Raw genomic sequence first — 19564 nt, 5'->3', positions numbered from 1 at the left:
CTTAGGGCTTTAATATCGGTAACAACCGCCCCTGGCGGTAAATGAAGTGCGCAGCAAGCCCCACGCAGTAAGGCATTGCGGCGCGAATAATTAAAACGTGAGCGAAACCCTGTGCCTGATATTAACGGCACATATTTGTCAGGAATTTAATAATTTTAACGGGTTTTCAAATTACCATTCAGCAACAGTTCCATCCGGGAAGCGCCATAATGGGTTACGCCAGTCCGGTGCATTTTTACTGCGTTCAATAACCAGTTCCTCATTAATTTCCACACCGAGACCCGGTTTATTTAATGGATAAAAATGGCCGTCATCCATTTTAAAATCATCTTTATTAATCACATAATCGAGCAGTTCTGCGCCCTGATTATAGTGAATACCCATGCTCTGCTCCTGGAACACCGCGTTACGCGAAACAAAATCGACATGCAGGCAGGCCGCCAGCGCGATCGGTCCCAGCGGGCAATGAGGAGCCAGCGCCACATCGTAGGATTCCGCCATCGCCGCGATCTTAAAGCATTCGGTGATACCGCCCGCGTGGGACAGATCCGGTTGCAGGATTGCCAGCCCACCCGCATCCAACACGCGTTTGAATTCGAAGCGCGAAAACATACGTTCACCCGCGGCAATCGGCAGATGGGTTTGTGCCGCCAGACGTGGATAATATTCCGCCTGCTCCGCCAGCACCGGTTCCTCAATAAACAGCGGGCGGTAAGGCTCCAGCTCTTTGATCAGCACCTTCGCCATCGGCGCACTCACGCGACCGTGGAAATCGAGGCCAAATTCAATCTCGTTACCAAAGGCTTCACGGATCTGCGCCACGGTATTCACCGCCGCATCAATTTTGCGCGAGTTATCGATGATACCCATCTCTTCGCAGCCGTTCAGTTTGAAGGTATCAAAACCGATGGTGCGCAATTTCTTAATACCATCAATCACTTCTGCCGGACGGTCACCGCCAACCCAGCTATAGGCTTTGATGCTGTCACGCACCAGACCGCCCAGTAATTGATAAACCGGCACGCCAAGCGCCTTACCTTTGATATCCCACAGCGCCTGATCAATACCGGCAATCGCGCTCATCAGAATGGGACCCCCGCGATAGAAACCGCCGCGATACATCACCTGCCATAAATCGTTGATGCGCGCTGGATCCTGGCCCACCAGATACTCGGACAGTTCATGCACCGCCGCTTCTACACTGCGCGCGCGACCTTCAATCACCGGTTCACCCCAACCGACAATGCCCTCATCAGTTTCGATTTTCAGGAACATCCAGCGAGGTGGCAGGCGATAAGTAGTCAGTTTGGTAATTTTCATCGTACAGCGTCCTTATAAGCAGCAATAAATGCGTGAGCCTTCTCTACGGTGCGTGACAACGGCTGACCGGCACGATAGAGATCGCTACCTAAGCCTGCGCCGATACAGCCCGCAGTCATAAATTCATGCAAGTTTTCCGGCGTCACGCCACCGACCGCAAACACCGGCACCTCCACGGGTAACACCGCTTTTAACGCTTTGATATACGAAGGGCCAAAGGCTGAGGAGGGGAAAATTTTCAGTGCCTGCGCACCGGCTTGTAGTGCGGTAAAGGCTTCCGTCGCCGTGGCGCATCCGGCAGCAACCGTCATACCGCAGGCCACCGCCTGGCGGATCACCGTGGCATCGGTATTCGGTGTCACCACCAACTTACTGTTGAGCGTTGCCAGTTGATCAACCTGGCCGGGTGTCAGCACCGTACCAGCACCAATCAGCGCTTTATCGCCAAAGGTTTTCACCATCGCACCGATGCTGCTGGCCCAGTCTGGTGAGTTCAGCGGGATTTCAATGGCATCAAAACCGGCTTCGATTAATGCGCCAACGTGCGCTTCTGCTTCATCTGGCCGGATACCGCGCAGGATGGCGATCAACGGTAACTTAGTTTGCCAATGCATGGGCAATGCTCCTTATTCCGTGCTGGAACGCACGATCGCCTTCCAGCGTGACTGAATCATGTCCGATAAAATGCAGCGCTTGCTGATAACGCTGCGCCAACGCGCTGCCAGCGATAATGGTGATCGGTTGTGTCACAGTGTCTGTCGTCATCAGCGCGACCTCATGACCAATCAACAGGCCGGAGAGAAACTCACTAATGTGGCGACGATCGCGTGCGCCCAACACATGTGAGGCACGCACTTCAAACAACCGCGCCAGAATGGAACGATCCTGGCTGCCGATACTCAGGCCCGCACGAAAGGCTTCAGGGTTCTCTTCCTGTTGCGGCAGGCCAACGCCAATTAGCGATTGCGCCAACAACAGATGATGCAGCTCACCCGTCATCACGGTACGAAAGTCAATTACGCGGTCCTGTGCCATCTGTACCCATTTGGCATGGGTGCCCGGCATGACATATAACGCGGCAGGATGCAGCGCCAGCGCTCCCAGCAATTGCGTCTCTTCACCGCGCATGACGTTGTAATTGTCCTCACGTTCGATACACAATCCCGGCACGATCCACGCTTTATCCTCGACGCGCGTCAGTTGTCCGGCGATCTCACACAACGCGACCGGGCAACTAAGATAGGGTACTGACAACCAGCCCGCGTTGCTGCCGACCATTCCGGCCATGACCACCGGCACCTCATCCACCGGCCAGCCTGCAGTAACGCTGGCAAACACCTCTGCCGGAGTACGTCCATTCAGGCGCGTGACTCCCGCTTCAGAGCGGCGTTCATCGATGCATTCCCCTTGCTGATAATGCCAGGCCCGCAGGTTAGTGGACCCCCAGTCAATCGCGATATAGCTGGTCACATAATCTCCTTCAGTCGTGCCGTCGAGCTGGCAATCATCGCTTTGGCCGCCTGTTCGGCCGCAGTGGCGTCCTGGTGGCGGATGGCGTCAAACAGCGCTTTATGCTCAGCCAGCGTACGCGGCATGTTGCCTTCATCCGGCATATAGGTTTTCGCGAACACCGCTTTTTGCAGCTGGCTGATCGCTACGTTAAGCTGCTGTAAAACCGGGTTATGTACCGAGGCCAACACTGCTTCGTGATAACGAATGTCTGCCTCGTTGAAGGCATCACGGTCGAGATGATTAGCCACCATGTCGTTGTAAGCTTGCTCAATCGCGGCCAGATCGTTAGAGGTGGCCCGTTCAGCGGACCAGCGTGCAATTTGCGGTTCCACCAACACACGCACCTCGCTCATCGCCGCAATCAGGCGCGGGTCCTGATCGTGCGCCAACGCCCATTGCAGCACGTCGCTGTCGAGGTAGTTCCACTGATTGCGCGCGGTCACAAAAGCACCGCGATAGCGTTTCATCTCCACCAGACGTTTCGCCATCAGCGAGCGAAACACTTCGCGGATAATGTTGCGAGAGGTGGCAAAGCGTTCACAGAGATCCGCCTCAGCGGGCAATGCTCCACCGGGTACATACTTCCCTGCCACAATCTCTTCACCCAGCGTCAGAATGATGCGTTCGGTTTTGCTTAATTGTTCTTGCGTCATGATGTTCCATTCATAGAAAGGCGATGAGCTACCAGATTACTGCTTTCACGCACCGCCTCAACCTCTGGCGTGAATTGTAGTACCAACTTATAAAGTTGTACTACAATCTGGATCACAAAATAGACAATCCATGCGCAAGAAATTGCGTCACGATAGCGCCAATTTTTATTATCTAAATGAAAAACGGCGCGATAATCGCGCCGTTACGTTTGATGTAGAGTTAAAAGAAAGGTTACAGCACCAGCTCTTCGATCGCGTAAGCCACGCCATCTTCCGCGTTGGTTTTGGTGATGAATTGCGCGATGCTTTTGACTGAATCAATCGCATTGCCCATTGCCACCCCGGTTCCGGCATATTCAATCATCGCCAGGTCATTTTCCTGATCGCCAATCGTCATCACTTCTGCGGCTTGCAGGCCGAGTTTTTCCGCCAGCATTTTCACGCCATAGCCTTTGTTGACGCGCGGATCGAGGATTTCGAGGTAGTAAGGTGCACTTTTCAAAATAGTGTAACGGTCGCGGGCGCGGGACGGCAGCGCAGCTACCGCCTTATCCAACAGCGCAGGTTTGTCGATCATCATCAGTTTCGGGAAGCGGGTGGCCGGGTCCATCTCTTCCACGGCACGATAACGCACTGGGATGCCGGTCAGGCTGGCTTCGTGGATGGTGTACTCACTGATATCTTTGTTCGGCGTATACAACGAGGAGTGGTCAAAAGCATGGAAATGGACACCAAGTTCGCGCGCCAATTGCTCGACGTAGAGAAAATCATCAAAACTCAGCGTGACTTCTGCAACGCTTTCTCCCGTATCAGCACGTTGTACCAACGCGCCATTATTGCTGATGCAATACTGGCCCGGCTGCTGTAAATCCAGCTCTTGCAGGTAGCGCTCGACACCAACAAACGGGCGGCCAGTTGCCAGCACGATGGCGACGCCTTTATCGCGCGCCCGCGCAATCGCCGATTTTACTACCGGGGTGATCTGGTGGTGCGGATTAAGCAAGGTGCCGTCCATATCGATCGCAATCAGTTTTATCGCCATAACATCCTCGTTAATTCAGAGTTTGCATCCATGCTAGCGCGATTCAGCTCACATTGACCAGTTTATCGACGTCAGACGACACCTTGCGTATCATTTCGCCTGTAATGGCTTACGCACAAACAGGCCGTAGCTCAGCGCACCAATCATCAGCAATCCCGCCCCCAGCAAGAACACGTTGGTGAACTTGCCGGTGGTATCGAGAATGATACCGGTGACGATCGGTGCCATTGCCGCGCCGAGGAAGCCACCGAAGTTCTGGATCGCGCCCAGTGACGCCACCTGTGATTTCGGGGCGATATCACTCGCCAGCGTCCAGAGCGCGCCCTGCGGCATCTGCGAACAGAAATAACCGAGCGCCAGCAGGCCAATCGCCAACGGTGTGCTATCGACAAAAGGAATCGGTGCGACAAAACAAGCCGCCAGCGCTGCACCGGTCACGATCGGGATTTTACGCGCGGTGATGGCACGCACGCCGCTACGCACCAGACGATCTGAAAGCATGCCGCCCACCAGCACACCCAGAATGCCACACAGGAACGGAATCGAGGCAATCCAGCCGGTCGCTTTCAGGCTGAAACCGAGGGATTTTTCCAGATATCCCGGCAGCCAGGTGAGGTACACCCAGATGGTGAACATGATGGAGAAGTTACCGATCACCATAAACCAGGTGGTGCTGTGACGGAACAACGCGCCCCAACTCGCCTGCGCCTTCTCCTCCGGGGCGGCGACGCTGCGCTGGCCGGCATGGAGCAGCGCATCTTCACGCGCATCCGGATCGCGGTAGAATTTCCACCACGCCAGCATCAACGGAATCCCCATCAGGCCAATGGCAACGAACATCCCACGCCAGCCAAAAGTCAGCAGCAGCACGGTAAGAATTGGCGGCGCAATGGCGTTAGCAATTTGCGAACCGGTATTGATGATCGCCGTCGGCAGGCCACGTTCATTATCACCAAACCAGCGATGGGTGATTTTGATGCCGGAGGTAAAGAACGGGGATTCAGACACGCCCAACAGCATACGCAGGCCATAGAAGAAGCTGTAGCTGTTTACGAACGCCGCCAGCACGGTAAAACTGGACCATAATCCCAGCGCCCAGGAAAACATGCGCTTCGGGCCGAACTTATCCACCAGCCAACCCGCAGGCAGGTTTGCCAGCGCATAAGGCCAGAGAAATGCCGACAACAGCAAACCCATCTCAGTCTGCGAGAAACCAAACTCAGCGGCAATGGTGGTATTGGCGATACTCAGATTGGCACGATCGAGGTAGTTCACCACCGCTGCCAGCAGCAGGATGGTGATGATACCCCAGCGTAATTTTCCAACCAGCGTGGGCTGCGCCACCGCGGCGCCGGATAAGGTATTCACCGAGGTTTTCATTGGGTTGCCCCCACCGCGTTAAACAGGCTGAGGTTAATTTTGATCACCGCTTTACGGATCGGCTGCGCATCAGGTGCAGCACAGCAAGGACGATGCACGTCATGCGGGAAAAACAGCGCGAACATGCCTGGCGTCAGGGTGATCATCGATTCATCAATGGTGTCCTGATAAAACACCACGTCGCGCTCGGCGCGCAGATCTTCGGTGATGACATGTTGCGGATGCGCTCGCGCTACGCCAATGTTCTCACGTCCGGCCAACAGGTATTGAATATCAACGTAGCTAAAATGCGACTCGGCGCGGCGTGCACTGGCCGGTTCAGTGTCCATCTCCTGCACCAGGCAGAACATCTGGTTATCCGGCAGCAAATCATACTTGCCGGTCGCCAGTTGGCTAAAATCGGTGTCGGCTATCCAACGTAACGCCTGGTCGACGATGGGGTGGAAGGCATGGCGCTCACGCGCCCAATCCTGGCTATCACATACAATCATGGTATTTTCCCTGTCGTTATCATTAGTGGGTTCGGGTACAACCGTAGCGGCGCGATTTATCACGCCGCTCGCAGAGGTTTTAGTTTTCGATACGTTGCTGCCAAATCTGGCTGCCATCGCGGATCTGGTCGAGCAACACGCCCAGTCCCCAGAATTTCTCCAGTACGTTGTCTTTGTTTACGCGACAGTGCTCGCTGGCGAAGGTGCCAAGACGCTGATGGTAGATTTTGGCGTTTTTCGGGTAGCCGAGGGTTTCCGTCACCGCGCTGAGCGACAGGAACAAAGAGAGCTCATGGGCTTTCTCCGCCTGCTGCGCGCCGTGGTGGTAAAGCCAGTGATACAGGCCCGGATGGAAGTTGGTGAAGACGCCACTGAAACCTTTGGAACCGGCCTGCATAGCGGGCCAGGCGATGGCGGCATTGGCGTTGATCACCGCCAGCGGCGTACCTTCCGCCAGCTGCACGCGGCGCTGTACCGTCGGCAGATCGCAGCTCACATCTTTCAGTACCACGAAACGGCCGCTGTTGGCGCAGAAGCTGAACTCTTCATCGCTCAACAGACGACGGTACGGTGCCGGGCATTCATACAGGCCCAACGGCAGGGTGGCAGGCAGCGCATCCAGCAGGTGATTAAGGTGCGCATAGAAGGTGGCACTGCCTTCATTTTTCGGGTCGAGATGGTTGGTAACCAGCACCAGCGCATCAATGCCAGTGTTAGCCATCGCCTGCAACTCGGCGGTTTGCTGCGCCAGATCGTCGCTGATATGGCCGGACGCAATCACCGGCACCTGGCCCTGCACTTTTTCCACGACAAACTTCGCCAGCGCCACGCGTTCTTCGAGGCTGAGGAACTGCATTTCGCTCGACTGACATACCGCGAATAATGCATCGACACCTTCCGCCAGATACCAGTTAATCAGGCGTTCCAGTCCCGGATAATCCACCTGGTTGTCGGCCGTAAACGGAGTCAGCATAACCGGCACAATGCCTTCGATTTTTTTCATGTTCTCTCCTGCCAGCGGTTCCACCGCTGTGATGTGTTATCGTTGATGAAGTCGGGCCATAACTTGTTGGCGATCCGGCATATTGCTGGCACCTTCGCGCTCCACGGCCAGCGCGGCAAAAGCGGATGCCCAGGTGGCAGCCTGCAACAGGCTTTGCCCCTGTGCCAACGCGGCGGCTAGCGCACCGTTAAAGGCATCACCTGCACCGGTGGTATCGACACTCAGTGCCGGGAAAGCCGGAATATGATGAAATTGTTGGTTATCAAGCAGTAACGCACCGCGTGACCCCATGGTGATGATGACGCGCCGCGCGCCCAGCTCAACAATGGCCTGTGCCGCAGCACGCGCGCTGGCTAAATCGACGATCTCAATACCGGACAGCAGCGAGGCTTCGGTTTCATTCGGGGTGAGCACATCGATCATCGCCAGGCAGCTCAGCACCTCGGCGGAAAACGGTGCGGGATTCATAATCACCCGCACGCCCAGCGTATGGGCGAGGCGAATCGCGCTGCGTGTGGCTTCAAAGTTGTTTTCCAGTTGCAGCAGCAACACGCTGGCATCTGACAACTCATGAGTCATCTCGGCGATTTCGTCGTCGGTGAAGGTCTTGTTCGCGCCGGAATAGATGGCGATCATGTTCTCGCCATTCTCCTGCGAGACGTAAATGATAGCGCTACCGGTTGGCTCGCTATCTGTCTGGTACAGACGGAATGAGTGGATGCCCGACGCCGACAGATGGTCGAACGCAAATTTGCTGAACTGATCGGTGCCGACTTTGGCGACAAAATGCACCCGCGTACCGGCGCAGCTGGCCGCCATCGCCTGGTTAGCCCCTTTGCCGCCCGGACCGAGGGTGCTACCGAGCGCCAACAGCGATTCTCCGCCACGGGGAAAACGCGCAACTTTTGCCACGATGTCGACATTGAAGGCACCAAGAATGCAGACTTTGCCGTTTTTTACCGCTGATGCTGTTGTCGGCTTCCGCGCCTGCAAGCGCTCCAGCAACACTTCAAAATTACCACCGCTTTCGCTGATCAACTTTTCCTGGAGGTTGCGACGCAAGGCAATCGCCCCGCCATAGCAGCGTTGAACCAATCCCTGACGCGCCAGTGCGCTGAGATCGGTACGAATGGTTTCGCGTGTTACACCGAGCTGACTTGCCAGCCCGTTAACCGTTACGCGTTCCTGTTCATCCAACCATTTAAGTATTTGATTACGTCGTTCTTCCAAAAACATGCGTCATCCCCTCCGCTTCGCCCAAAGCGTAAGGGAGTGGCCCGCAGATGTAAGTGACGCGGATCGCAGCGCACGGGAAAAAACGGAAGCAAACAAAAGCTAACGCAGATGTTTTTTAAGCAAAAAAGGGAATGTCAGGCGGGTAACAAACAAAAAACCCTTCCCGATTGGGAAGGGTTTTGGCACATCAGATGTCGATGTTAGCGGCTTTCAGCGCGTTCTCTTCGATGAAGGCGCGGCGTGGTTCTACCGCATCACCCATCAGCGTGGTGAACAGCTGGTCGGCGGCGATGGCGTCTTTAATGGTGACGCGCAACATGCGGCGGCTGTCCGGGTCCATGGTGGTTTCCCACAGCTGCTCCGGGTTCATCTCGCCCAGACCTTTGTAACGCTGAACAGACAGACCACGACGCGACTCTTTTACCAGCCAGTCAATCGCCTGTTCGAAGCTGGTTACCGGCTGGCGGCGTTCGCCACGTTCGATAAACGCATCTTCTTCAACCAGACCACGCAGCTTTTCACCGAGGTCGCAGATTTTGCGGTATTCCGGGCCAGCGATAAATTCGCTGTCCAGTGGATAATCGGTATCCACGCCGTGGGTACGTACACGCAGCACCGGCTCGAACAGGTTCTGTTCACGGTTAGCCTGGACCTGAGCAACGTAGGTGCTACCGTGCGCTTCACGCTCGGTCAGATATGCCACCAGCCCATCCAGCCAGCCTTTCACCGCCGCTTCATCGCTGAGATCGCTCAGAGTCGGGTGGTAAATCAGCGCGCGCAGCAGCGCGAGCGGATAGCGACGCTCCATACGTTTGATCATACGCTGGGTGCTGTTGAAGCTCGCCACCAGATTTTCCAGCGGTTCGCCACCCAGCGCCGGGGCGCTGGCGTTGGTGTGCAGGGTTGCACCATCAAGGGCAATGGCGATTTGGTACTGATCCATCGCTTCATCGTCTTTAATGTACTGTTCCTGCTTACCTTTTTTTACTTTGTACAGCGGCGGCTGTGCAATGTAGACGTGACCACGTTCCACGATTTCCGGCATCTGGCGATAGAAGAAGGTCAACAACAGCGTACGAATGTGCGAGCCGTCGACGTCCGCATCGGTCATGATAATGATGCTGTGATAGCGCAGTTTGTCCGGGTTGTATTCGTCACGGCCAATGCCGCAACCCAGCGCGGTGATCAGCGTCGCCACTTCCTGCGAAGAGAGCATCTTGTCAAAACGCGCTTTCTCAACGTTGAGGATCTTACCTTTCAACGGCAGGATTGCCTGGTTCTTACGGTTACGTCCCTGCTTGGCCGAACCGCCTGCGGAGTCACCCTCCACCAGGTAGATTTCGGACAGCGCCGGGTCGCGTTCCTGACAATCCGCCAGTTTGCCCGGCAGACCGGCCAGATCCAGCGCACCTTTACGGCGAGTCATCTCACGGGCACGACGCGCCGCTTCACGCGCACGCGCAGCGTCAATAATTTTGCCAACCACGATTTTCGCGTCAGACGGATTTTCCAGCAGGTACTCAGCCAGCAGTTCGTTCATCTGCTGTTCAACCGCCGATTTCACCTCTGAGGAAACCAGCTTATCCTTGGTCTGCGAGGAGAATTTCGGGTCCGGTACTTTTACCGAAACCACAGCGATCAGACCTTCACGCGCATCATCACCGGTAGCGCTGACTTTGGCTTTTTTGCTGTAACCTTCTTTGTCCATGTAGGCATTCAGGGTACGCGTCATCGCCGCACGGAAGCCCGCCAGGTGCGTACCGCCATCGCGCTGTGGAATGTTGTTGGTGAAGCAGTAGATGTTTTCCTGGAAACCGTCGTTCCACTGCAATGCCACTTCCACGCCAATGCCGTCTTTCTCCGTGGAGAAGTAGAACACGTTCGGGTGAATCGGGTTTTTGTTGCGGTTGAGATACTCAACAAACGCCTTGATACCACCTTCGTAGTGATAGTGATCTTTTTTGTCATCGCGCTTGTCTTCAAGGCGAATTGACACGCCCGAGTTGAGGAACGACAGTTCACGCAGGCGTTTCGCCAGGATGTCGTACTCGAAATCAGTCACGTTGGTGAAGGTGTCATGGCTCGGCCAGAAACGCACGCGCGTACCGGTGGCATCGGTATCGCCCACTACCGCCAGCGGTGCCTGTGGCACGCCGTGGACATAAGTTTGCTGATGCACTTTGCCATCGCGACGAATGGTCAGCTCCAGTTTCTGCGACAGGGCGTTCACGACGGAAACACCTACGCCGTGCAGACCACCGGACACCTTATACGAGTTGTCGTCGAACTTACCGCCCGCATGCAGGACCGTCATGATCACTTCTGCCGCCGACACGCCCTCTTCCGGGTGAATGCCGGTCGGGATGCCACGACCATCGTCTTGCACCGATACCGAGTTATCGGCATGAATGGTGACCATGATGTCACTACAGTAACCGGCGAGCGCTTCGTCGATGGCGTTATCCACGACCTCGAATACCATGTGATGCAGACCGGTGCCGTCATCCGTATCGCCGATATACATGCCAGGGCGTTTGCGTACCGCATCAAGCCCTTTCAGAACTTTGATACTTGAGGAGTCATAAGAATTCGACATCAACGTTTCTCGCTCATTTAATCTTCAGGTTGAACTGCTATTTTACCCTGTTCCACGCGGAACATCTTGCCCTTTTCGTCACTCATGTCGATTACATGCTCGACACCGATGGCACTGACAAACACCTGTGCCTGCGTGGCTTTCAATCGCTCCGCTAACAGGCGGCGGCGCACGTCATCCAGCTCCGAAGCAAAGTCATCAATCAGGTAGAGGCAACGACGGCCACTGCTGCGTGTCAGGTATTCCCCCTGCGCCAGGCGCAGCGCACACATCAGCAATTTTAACTGCCCGCGTGAGAGTAAATCTTCCACCGGCGTACCCTCGGCACGAATGCGGAAATCCGCTTTGTGCGGGCCGCTGGCGGTGTAGGTGAGCGCGCGATCGCGCTCGAAATTGCGTTCCAGCAGTTCGCCGTAGTCGCTCTCCTTGTCCCAGCCACGCTGGAAGGAGAACGCCAGCTCAAACTCCGGCAAGAACTGGGCGCAGGTTGCGGTGATTTCGCGGCAAATGGCTTCGCTGTATTCCGCGCGCCAGGCGCTGATTTGCTCGGCCAGCGGCACCAGTTCCTGATCCCACGGGCGAATCTGGCTGTAACGCGTCACCTGGCGCAGTGCGGCGTTGCGCTGCTTCAGCAAACGGCGCAGGTTGCTCCAGGCGTTGAAAAAACCGGGTGCGGCGTGAAAGCAGCCCCAGTCGATATAGGCTCTACGGTATTTGGGGCCACCGTTGAGCAAAGTAAACCCCTCGGGGGTGATTAACTGCATCGGTAACAACTGCGCCAGCTCGGCGACTTTATGGCCGTCACTGCCGTCGATACGTACCTTGCTTTCACCTGCGCGATTTTTCGTCAGCCCGACTGACAGCTCACGCTCGCTGCCTTCGATGCGACCATGTAAGACAAAAGCCTGTTGATCGTGGCGGATCACTCGCCCGGCTTGCAGGCTGCGAAAGGCACGACCGTGCCCGAGGGTGTAAATTGCCTCCAGCACGCTGGTTTTACCGCTGCCATTGGCACCGACAAGAAAATTAAAACCCGGCGCTAAGCTCAGATCGACTTGTTCGATGTTACGAAAATCTTTAATCAGGAGGCGGGTTAAAGCCATGAAGTGGTCCGGGGATCAACGTAGGGGAGCCATTAATAGCTCCCGGGATGGTGCAAACCTCAGCCAGGTCGGCATAAATGCCGACCCTACAGTCTCATTGGCATCACAACATAAGCGGCTGCCGGACTGGCGACATCTTCTATCTGTACGCTCGATACGGAGTCTGTCAGCAGCAGACGGACGTTTTCGCACTTCAGCGCGTTCAGCACATCCAGCACGTAACTGACGTTGAAGCCAATCTCCAGCTCGCTGCCGTTGTAACTGACATCCAGCATCTCTTCCGCTTCTTCCTGTTCCGGGTTGTTGGCGGTGATTTTGAGCTGATTTTCGGTGATATAGATGCGAACACCGCGGAACTTCTCATTCGACAGAATTGCCGCACGAGCAAACGCCTGCTTGAGCAGATCACAACCCGCTTCCAGTGCTTTGTCGGGATTTTTCGGCAATACGCGGCGATAATCCGGGAAACGGCCATCAACCAGCTTCGAGGTAAAGATAAAATCGCCAACGTGTGCGCGGATGTTGCTGCTGCCAATCTGCACCTGCAACGGCGTTTCGCCACCGTCGAGCAGACGTACCAGCTCAATCACCCCTTTACGCGGCACGATCACCGAATGGTTGGGCAACGCCTGGCCAATCGGCATCGAGCAAACCGCCAGACGGTGACCATCGGTGGCGACGGTACGTAATTCTTCCCCTTCGGTTTCAAACAACATGCCGTTGAGGTAATAACGCACGTCCTGATGTGCCATCGAAAACTGCGTGGCTTCGATCAGACGCTTCAGCGTGGCCTGCGGCAGGGTGAATTCCACCTCGCTTTGCCAGTCATCCAGATTGGGAAAATCACTGGCAGGCAGCGTGGAGAGCGAAAAACGGCTTCGTCCAGAGCGCACCAGCATTCTGTCGCCTTCCAGAGTCAGGGTGATTTCTGCACCATCCGGCAGACCGCGACAAATGTCGAGGAATTTGCGCGCCGGGACCGTGGTCGCACCGGGTTCATGCGGCTGCGTTAACGTCACGCGCGCCACCATCTCCATTTCCAGATCGGTACCGGTCAGCAGCAGGGTGCCTTCATTGACCTGCAGCAGCAAATTTCCGAGGATCGGCAGCGTAGGACGCCCACCAAGCGGGCCGCTGACTTGTTGCAGCGGTTTCAGCAACTGCTCACGTTCAACAATAAATTTCATAGCGTCAGGAAGATAAAGTTCGAATGAGGTTAGAGAAATCTTCTTTGATGTCGTGGCTCTCTTCTCGCAGCTGTTCGATTTTACGACAGGCGTGAAGCACGGTGGTATGGTCGCGGCCACCAAACGCATCACCAATTTCCGGCAGGCTATGGTTGGTTAGCTCTTTCGCCATCGCCATCGCCATCTGACGTGGACGTGCTACCGAGCGCGAACGGCGCTTGGAGAGCAGATCGGCCACTTTAATTTTGTAATACTCCGCCACCGTCTTCTGAATATTGTCGATGGTGACCAGTTTTTCCTGCAACGCCAGCAGATCGCGCAGCGCTTCACGCACGAAATCGATGGTTATGGCGCGGCCAGTAAAGTTGGCGTTGGCAATCACGCGGTTCAACGCCCCCTCCAGCTCACGCACGTTGGAACGCAGACGCTTGGCAATAAAGAACGCCACTTCACCCGGCAGGCGAATGTCGTTTTCATCGGCTTTCTTCATCAGGATCGCCACGCGCGTCTCAAGTTCCGGCGGCTCGATCGCCACGGTCAGTCCCCAGCCAAAGCGGGACTTCAGACGATCTTCCACGCCATTGATCTCTTTGGGGTAACGATCCGAAGTCAGGATGATCTGTTGATTACCTTCCAGCAGCGCATTAAACGTGTGGAAAAATTCTTCCTGCGATCGCTCTTTATTGGCGAAAAACTGGATGTCATCGATCAGCAGCGCATCGACGGAGCGATAATAACGTTTGAACTCTTCAATGGCGTTGTTTTGCAGCGCTTTCACCATATCCTGCACAAAACGCTCGGAGTGCATATACACCACTTTGGCATTGGGCTTGCGCGCCATGATGCCGTTGCCGACCGCATGTAACAGGTGAGTTTTGCCCAGACCCGTACCGCCATAAAGGAACAGCGGGTTATAGGCACCACCAGGATTATCCGCCACCTGACGTGCCGCCGCGCGCGCCAACTGGTTAGATTTACCTTCAACAAAGTTGTCAAAGTTATGGCGGTTATTGACATTGGAACGGTAGGTCACATCCGCCGGAGCGGGCACCGAGTCCCAACTTGGACGCAGCGTTTGTGCCGGAACCGGGCGGCTTTGCGCCGGAGCCGGTGCGCTAACGCTGGCCATGGCTGGCTGGCTGGTCGCGACCTGCGCCACCGGACGCGTGCCCACCTCAAAACGCAACAACGGTACATCCGCACCGCAGAATTCATTCAGCAGCCCATTGATACTATTGAGATATTTATCCCGAACCCAGTCGAGTACAAACCGATTTGGTGCATATAAGGCCAGCGTATTGTCGTTCAATTCAGCTTGCAGCGGACGAATCCACATGCTGAATTCGGTGGCAGGAAGCTCATCCTGCAAACGGGCAAGACACTGTTGCCAAAGCGTAAGTGACACGGCGGACTCCACTCGTACAAAATCGATAAGAATTTTAGGCGCTAATAAAAGAAACGTTCGTTTTTTGACACAGGCGATCAGAAAGCGCCTGCGACCGCTATCCGCGGTAGGTCTCCCTGCGATCTCGGTGTGGATCATCAGCGGAAGGGCGGATCATAGCGCAAAGCGGCCGAGAGATCTTCCCTTTCTACACAGTTTTGATCCAATTTATCCACAGGGTGCGGATGCGCTAAAGAGTTTACGCCTTCTGGCGAAAAAGCGAGCGCGGATCAGGATGAAAGCGACAAATTTTCTGGTCGTGTCTCGTTTTCCACATAAAAAATCCGCTGATTGATCGCAAGAAGATCCTGCTCGATCCTTGCGCTTTAACGTATAGCCCGTATAATTCTCCACCCCGGCGTTGTCGCGTTCAGCCCAATGCCCGGAATCAGCGGGCTGTATCCGGGTTTTCCTGGTACCGCGACCAGCGAAGTAAATTGACTCTGGACTGTACAATTATTACAATCCCGCCTCTTTATTAAAGACACATTGAGGCGTCGGTCGATTTACTGGCCCGAAAACGCGTCACCCAGTGAAAATTTTCAAGTTTAGGTAGAAATCGCCATGAAACGCACTTTTCAACCGTCCGTACTGAAGCGCAACCGTTCTCACGGCTTCCGTGCACGTATGGCTACTAAAAATGGTCGTCAGGTTCTGGCACGTCGTCGTGCTAAAGGCCGTTCTCGTCTGACCGTTTCTAAGTAATAAAAGCTAACCCTCGTGGTTAAGCTCGCATTTCCCAGGGAGTTACGTTTGTTAACTCCCACTCATTTCACTTTCGTCTTCCAGCAGCCACAAAGGGCTGGCACGCCGCAAATCACCATCCTCGGCCGCCTTAACTCGCTGGGGCATCCCCGCATCGGTCTCACCGTCGCCAAAAAACATGTTAAACGCGCCCATGAACGCAACCGGATCAAGCGATTGACCCGCGAAAGCTTTCGTCTGCGCCAACATGAACTGCCAGCGATGGATTTTGTGGTCGTGGCTAAAAAAGGGGTTGCTGACCTGGATAACCGTGCGCTGGCGGAAGCGTTGGAGAAATTATGGCGTCGTCACTGTCGCCTGGCTCGCGGCTCCTGATCGGCCTGATACGCGTGTATCAACGCGCCATCAGCCCACTGCTGGGACCTCATTGCCGGTTCCATCCCTCCTGTTCGCAGTATGGAATTGAGGCCTTACGTCGCTTCGGCGTAATAAAAGGCAGTTGGTTGACGATTAAACGCGTATTAAAATGCCACCCTTTGAACCCGGGTGGCGACGATCCTGTGCCGCCGAAAAAACTTTGAAACCAGAGAACATTAACGATGGATTCGCAACGCAATCTCTTTCTCATCGCTTTTCTGTTCGTGTCTTTTATGATCTGGCAAGCCTGGCAGACGGACCATGCTCCTCAGCCGCAGCAAACCCAGACCACGCAGACCACTAACAGCACAGCGGGTGATGCCGCCACTTCCGGCGTTCCCGGCAGCGGCCAGGGCAAAACGATCACCGTTAAGACTGATGTCCTGTCTTTGAACATCAACACCCGCGGTGGCGATATCGAGCAGGCTGCACTGCTGACTTATCCGGATAAACTGGGTTCGGATGCACCGTTCCAGCTGCTTGAAACCACCCCAGCGTTCATCTATCAGGCACAGAGCGGCTTAACCGGCCGTAACGGTCCGGATAACCCGAACAATGGCGCACGTCCGCTTTTCACCACCACTCAGGATCACTTTGAGATGGCGGAAGGCCAGACTGAGCTGCGCGTACCGCTCACCTGGACCGGCGAAAACGGAGTGGTCTACACCAAAACCTTCGTGTTCAAACGCGGCGAGTTCGCCGTGAATGTTGACTACAACATCAATAACGCCAGCCAGCAGCCGCTGGAAGTCGCGATGTTTGGTCAGCTGAAGCAGACCATTGAAGTACCGAAACACCGCGATACCGGCAGCAACAACTTTGCCCTGCACACCTTCCGTGGCGCAGCGTACTCGACCAGCGATGCGAAATACGAAAAATATAAATTCGATACCATCAATGAAAACGAGAACCTGAACACCACCACCAGCAATGGCTGGGTTGCGATGTTGCAGCAATATTTTGCTACCGCGTGGGTTCCGCGTACTGAAGGCACCAACACTCTGTACACCAGCAATCTGGGTAACGGTGTAGCCGCCATCGGTTATAAATCTGCACCGGTAACCATCGCGCCTGGCGCACAGCAGAATCTTGGTGCGACCCTGTGGGTTGGCCCGGAAATTCAGGACAAAATGGCGGCCATTGCGCCTCACCTGGATCTGACTGTGGATTACGGCTGGTTGTGGTTCATTTCTCAGCCGCTGTTCAAACTGCTGAAATTTATCCACAGCTTTATCGGTAACTGGGGCTTCTCCATCATCGTTATCACCTTCATCGTTCGTGGCATCATGTACCCGCTGACCAAAGCGCAGTACACCTCGATGGCGAAGATGCGCATGTTGCAGCCGAAGATTCAGGCGATGCGTGAGCGTCTGGGCGATGATAAGCAGAAGATGAGCCAGGAGATGATGGCGCTGTACAAGGCGGAGAAAGTGAACCCGCTCGGCGGCTGTCTGCCGCTGGTGATTCAGATGCCAATCTTCCTTGCTCTGTACTACATGCTGTCAGGCTCGGTTGAACTGCGTCATGCGCCGTTTATTCTGTGGATTCATGACTTGTCTGCGCAGGACCCGTACTACATCCTGCCGGTCATCATGGGTATCACCATGTTCTTCATTCAGAAGATGTCACCGACCACCGTGACCGATCCGATGCAGCAGAAGATCATGACTTACATGCCGGTTATCTTTACCGTCTTCTTCCTGTGGTTCCCATCAGGTCTGGTGCTGTACTACATCGTCAGCAACCTGGTGACCATCCTCCAGCAGCAGCTGATTTATCGCGGCCTGGAAAAACGTGGCCTGCATAGCCGCGACAAGAAGAAAGCATAACGTCCAGCTCCCACGAGTCACGACGTATAATCAAGGGGCGGCATTTATGCCGCCCTGTTTTTTTTGAAATGAGAACCCATTATGAGCCACAGCGATACTATCGTCGCCCAGGCGACGCCCCCCGGCCGTGGCGGCGTCGGCATTCTGCGTATCTCCGGTGCCAAAGCCGCAGACATCGCGCACGCCGTGCTGGGGAAACTGCCGAAACCACGCTATGCCGACTATCTGCCATTTACCGATAGTGATGGCAGCGTGCTGGATCAGGGCATTGCGCTGTGGTTCCCCGGACCCAACTCCTTTACCGGCGAAGATGTGCTGGAGTTGCAGGGCCACGGCGGCCCAGTAATCCTCGACTTGCTGCTGAAGCGCATTGTGGCACTACCCGGGGTACGTATCGCGCAACCGGGAGAGTTTTCTGAACGCGCCTTCCTGAATGACAAACTGGACCTGGCACAGGCAGAAGCCATCGCTGACCTGATTGATGCCAGCTCTGAACAGGCAGCACGCTCGGCGGTGAACTCGCTTCAGGGGGCATTTTCTGTCCGTATCAACGCACTTGTGGAAGCACTTACTTACCTGCGCATCTATGTGGAAGCCGCCATCGACTTTCCTGATGAAGAGATCGACTTCCTTTCCGACGGAAAGATTGAAGCACAACTGAATGCGGTGATCGGCGACCTGAATGGGGTGCGTGCAGAAGCGCGTCAGGGCAGCCTGCTGCGCGAAGGGATGAAAGTGGTAATCGCTGGTCGCCCTAACGCCGGAAAATCGAGTCTTCTCAATGCTTTAGCTGGAAGAGAAGCAGCGATTGTCACCGATATTGCCGGGACAACGCGAGATGTCCTGCGCGAACACATTCATATCGATGGGATGCCGCTACATATCATCGACACCGCTGGTTTACGTGATGCCAGCGACGAAGTGGAACGCATCGGTATTGAGCGTGCATGGCAGGAGATTGAACAGGCTGATCGCGTGCTGTTTATGGTGGATGGCACCACCACTGATGCCACCGAAGCGGCGGCGATCTGGCCCGATTTTGTTTCACGTCTGCCAGTAGAACTGCCGATCACCGTAGTACGTAACAAGGCCGATATGACCGGTGAATCCCTGGGCCTGTCTGAAGTAAATGGTCACTCACTTATTCGCCTTTCTGCCCGAACGGGTGAGGGCGTGGATATCCTGCGCGATCACCTGAAACAAACCATGGGCTTCAGTGGCAATATGGAAGGTGGCTTCCTCGCCCGCCGTCGTCACTTACAGGCGCTGGAACTGGCAGCAACCCATTTACAACAAGGCAAAGATCAGTTGCTGGGTGCCTGGGCTGGCGAATTGCTGGCCGAGGAACTGCGTCTGGCACAACAGGCGTTAAGCGAAATTACCGGCGAATTCACGTCTGATGACCTGCTGGGGCGGATTTTCTCCAGTTTTTGTATTGGTAAATAGCTGTCTTAACATTCATTATCCCTGGTTTGCACCACGGCTAACCAGGGATACTTGCAGCAATGTTATTTGGTAACCCTCTCTGTTTGCAGTATAACGGTGAAGATCTTCACCAGCCGGTTCGACTTTCTGCTATCCCCCATCACCACCAAAAGTGCACCGACTGATCCAGGTCATTCCTCTATTCATGCTAAACATTAGGC

General features: G+C 55.1%; 17 protein-coding genes and 1 pseudogene. 5 read left to right on the top strand and 13 right to left on the bottom strand.

The features are described 5' to 3' along the window. Positions 1 to 171 precede the first annotated feature (171 nt). From dgoD to dnaA, 13 genes are all read right to left on the bottom strand, one after another. Complete coding sequence (gene dgoD / locus AC6I8W_RS00220) at positions 172 to 1320, bottom strand: galactonate dehydratase (protein WP_497836496.1); 1149 nt, start codon at positions 1318 to 1320, stop codon at positions 172 to 174. Continuing rightward, on the bottom strand, positions 1317 to 1934 hold the full coding sequence (locus AC6I8W_RS00215) for a 2-dehydro-3-deoxy-6-phosphogalactonate aldolase (protein WP_497836495.1): 618 nt from the start codon (positions 1932 to 1934) through the stop codon (positions 1317 to 1319). Before AC6I8W_RS00215 ends, dgoD begins: the two co-directional genes overlap by 4 nt. Then, complete coding sequence (locus tag AC6I8W_RS00210; protein WP_497836494.1) at positions 1918 to 2790, bottom strand: 2-dehydro-3-deoxygalactonokinase; 873 nt, start codon at positions 2788 to 2790, stop codon at positions 1918 to 1920. Before AC6I8W_RS00210 ends, AC6I8W_RS00215 begins: the two co-directional genes overlap by 17 nt. Then, on the bottom strand, positions 2787 to 3485 hold the full coding sequence (locus AC6I8W_RS00205; RefSeq protein WP_497836493.1) for a FadR/GntR family transcriptional regulator: 699 nt from the start codon (positions 3483 to 3485) through the stop codon (positions 2787 to 2789). Before AC6I8W_RS00205 ends, AC6I8W_RS00210 begins: the two co-directional genes overlap by 4 nt. A gap of 232 nt (positions 3486 to 3717) precedes the next feature. Beyond that, complete coding sequence (gene yidA, locus AC6I8W_RS00200; RefSeq protein ID WP_497836492.1) at positions 3718 to 4527, bottom strand: sugar-phosphatase; 810 nt, start codon at positions 4525 to 4527, stop codon at positions 3718 to 3720. A gap of 90 nt (positions 4528 to 4617) precedes the next feature. Continuing rightward, positions 4618 to 5907 (bottom strand): MFS transporter, encoded by a 1290-nt coding sequence (locus AC6I8W_RS00195; RefSeq protein ID WP_497836491.1) that lies wholly within the window; start codon positions 5905 to 5907, stop codon positions 4618 to 4620. Then, on the bottom strand, positions 5904 to 6398 hold the full coding sequence (locus AC6I8W_RS00190; protein ID WP_497836490.1) for a NanQ anomerase/TabA/YiaL family protein: 495 nt from the start codon (positions 6396 to 6398) through the stop codon (positions 5904 to 5906). Before AC6I8W_RS00190 ends, AC6I8W_RS00195 begins: the two co-directional genes overlap by 4 nt. A gap of 79 nt (positions 6399 to 6477) precedes the next feature. Continuing rightward, complete coding sequence (locus tag AC6I8W_RS00185) at positions 6478 to 7401, bottom strand: dihydrodipicolinate synthase family protein (RefSeq protein ID WP_497836489.1); 924 nt, start codon at positions 7399 to 7401, stop codon at positions 6478 to 6480. Positions 7402 to 7437: 36 nt separating this feature from the next. Then, positions 7438 to 8637: a ribokinase gene (gene rbsK, locus AC6I8W_RS00180; protein ID WP_497836488.1), complete on the bottom strand. Its 1200-nt coding sequence runs from the start codon at positions 8635 to 8637 to the stop codon at positions 7438 to 7440. 187 nt (positions 8638 to 8824) lie between these two features. Continuing rightward, on the bottom strand, positions 8825 to 11233 hold the full coding sequence (gene gyrB, locus AC6I8W_RS00175) for a DNA topoisomerase (ATP-hydrolyzing) subunit B (protein ID WP_497836487.1): 2409 nt from the start codon (positions 11231 to 11233) through the stop codon (positions 8825 to 8827). Positions 11234 to 11250: 17 nt separating this feature from the next. After that, positions 11251 to 12336, bottom strand: coding sequence for a DNA replication/repair protein RecF (gene recF / locus AC6I8W_RS00170; RefSeq protein ID WP_497836486.1), 1086 nt, complete (start codon positions 12334 to 12336; stop codon positions 11251 to 11253). Positions 12337 to 12422: 86 nt separating this feature from the next. Next, the gene (gene dnaN, locus AC6I8W_RS00165; RefSeq protein ID WP_480366877.1) at positions 12423 to 13523 is read right to left on the bottom strand and encodes a DNA polymerase III subunit beta; all 1101 of its coding nucleotides are present in this window, start codon (positions 13521 to 13523) and stop codon (positions 12423 to 12425) included. Between the two features lie 4 nt (positions 13524 to 13527). Next, positions 13528 to 14928, bottom strand: coding sequence for a chromosomal replication initiator protein DnaA (gene dnaA, locus AC6I8W_RS00160; protein ID WP_497836485.1), 1401 nt, complete (start codon positions 14926 to 14928; stop codon positions 13528 to 13530). Between the two features lie 603 nt (positions 14929 to 15531). Between dnaA and rpmH the strand changes: the two genes are divergently transcribed. From rpmH to mnmE, 5 genes and pseudogenes are all read left to right on the top strand, one after another. After that, a complete protein-coding gene (rpmH, locus tag AC6I8W_RS00155) occupies positions 15532 to 15672 on the top strand; it encodes a 50S ribosomal protein L34 (RefSeq protein WP_003849659.1) in 141 nt (46 codons plus the stop codon). 15 nt (positions 15673 to 15687) lie between these two features. Next, positions 15688 to 16047: a ribonuclease P protein component gene (gene rnpA, locus AC6I8W_RS00150; RefSeq protein WP_036625704.1), complete on the top strand. Its 360-nt coding sequence runs from the start codon at positions 15688 to 15690 to the stop codon at positions 16045 to 16047. Further along, positions 16011 to 16269 (top strand): annotated as a pseudogene (yidD, locus tag AC6I8W_RS00145) (membrane protein insertion efficiency factor YidD). The gene rnpA and the pseudogene yidD overlap by 37 nt, the downstream one beginning before the upstream one ends. A gap of 2 nt (positions 16270 to 16271) precedes the next feature. Next, positions 16272 to 17918, top strand: a complete 1647-nt coding sequence (yidC, locus tag AC6I8W_RS00140; RefSeq protein ID WP_497836484.1) for a membrane protein insertase YidC — start codon at positions 16272 to 16274, stop codon at positions 17916 to 17918. 81 nt (positions 17919 to 17999) lie between these two features. Continuing rightward, entirely contained in the window at positions 18000 to 19364 is a 1365-nt protein-coding gene (gene mnmE / locus AC6I8W_RS00135) for a tRNA uridine-5-carboxymethylaminomethyl(34) synthesis GTPase MnmE (RefSeq protein ID WP_497836483.1), read from the top strand. Positions 19365 to 19564 lie beyond the last annotated feature (200 nt).

This window comes from Pantoea sp. X-Soil-TKNS-1211 (genome assembly GCF_059730495.1).
This window is presented reverse-complemented; position numbering and strand designations above follow the sequence as displayed.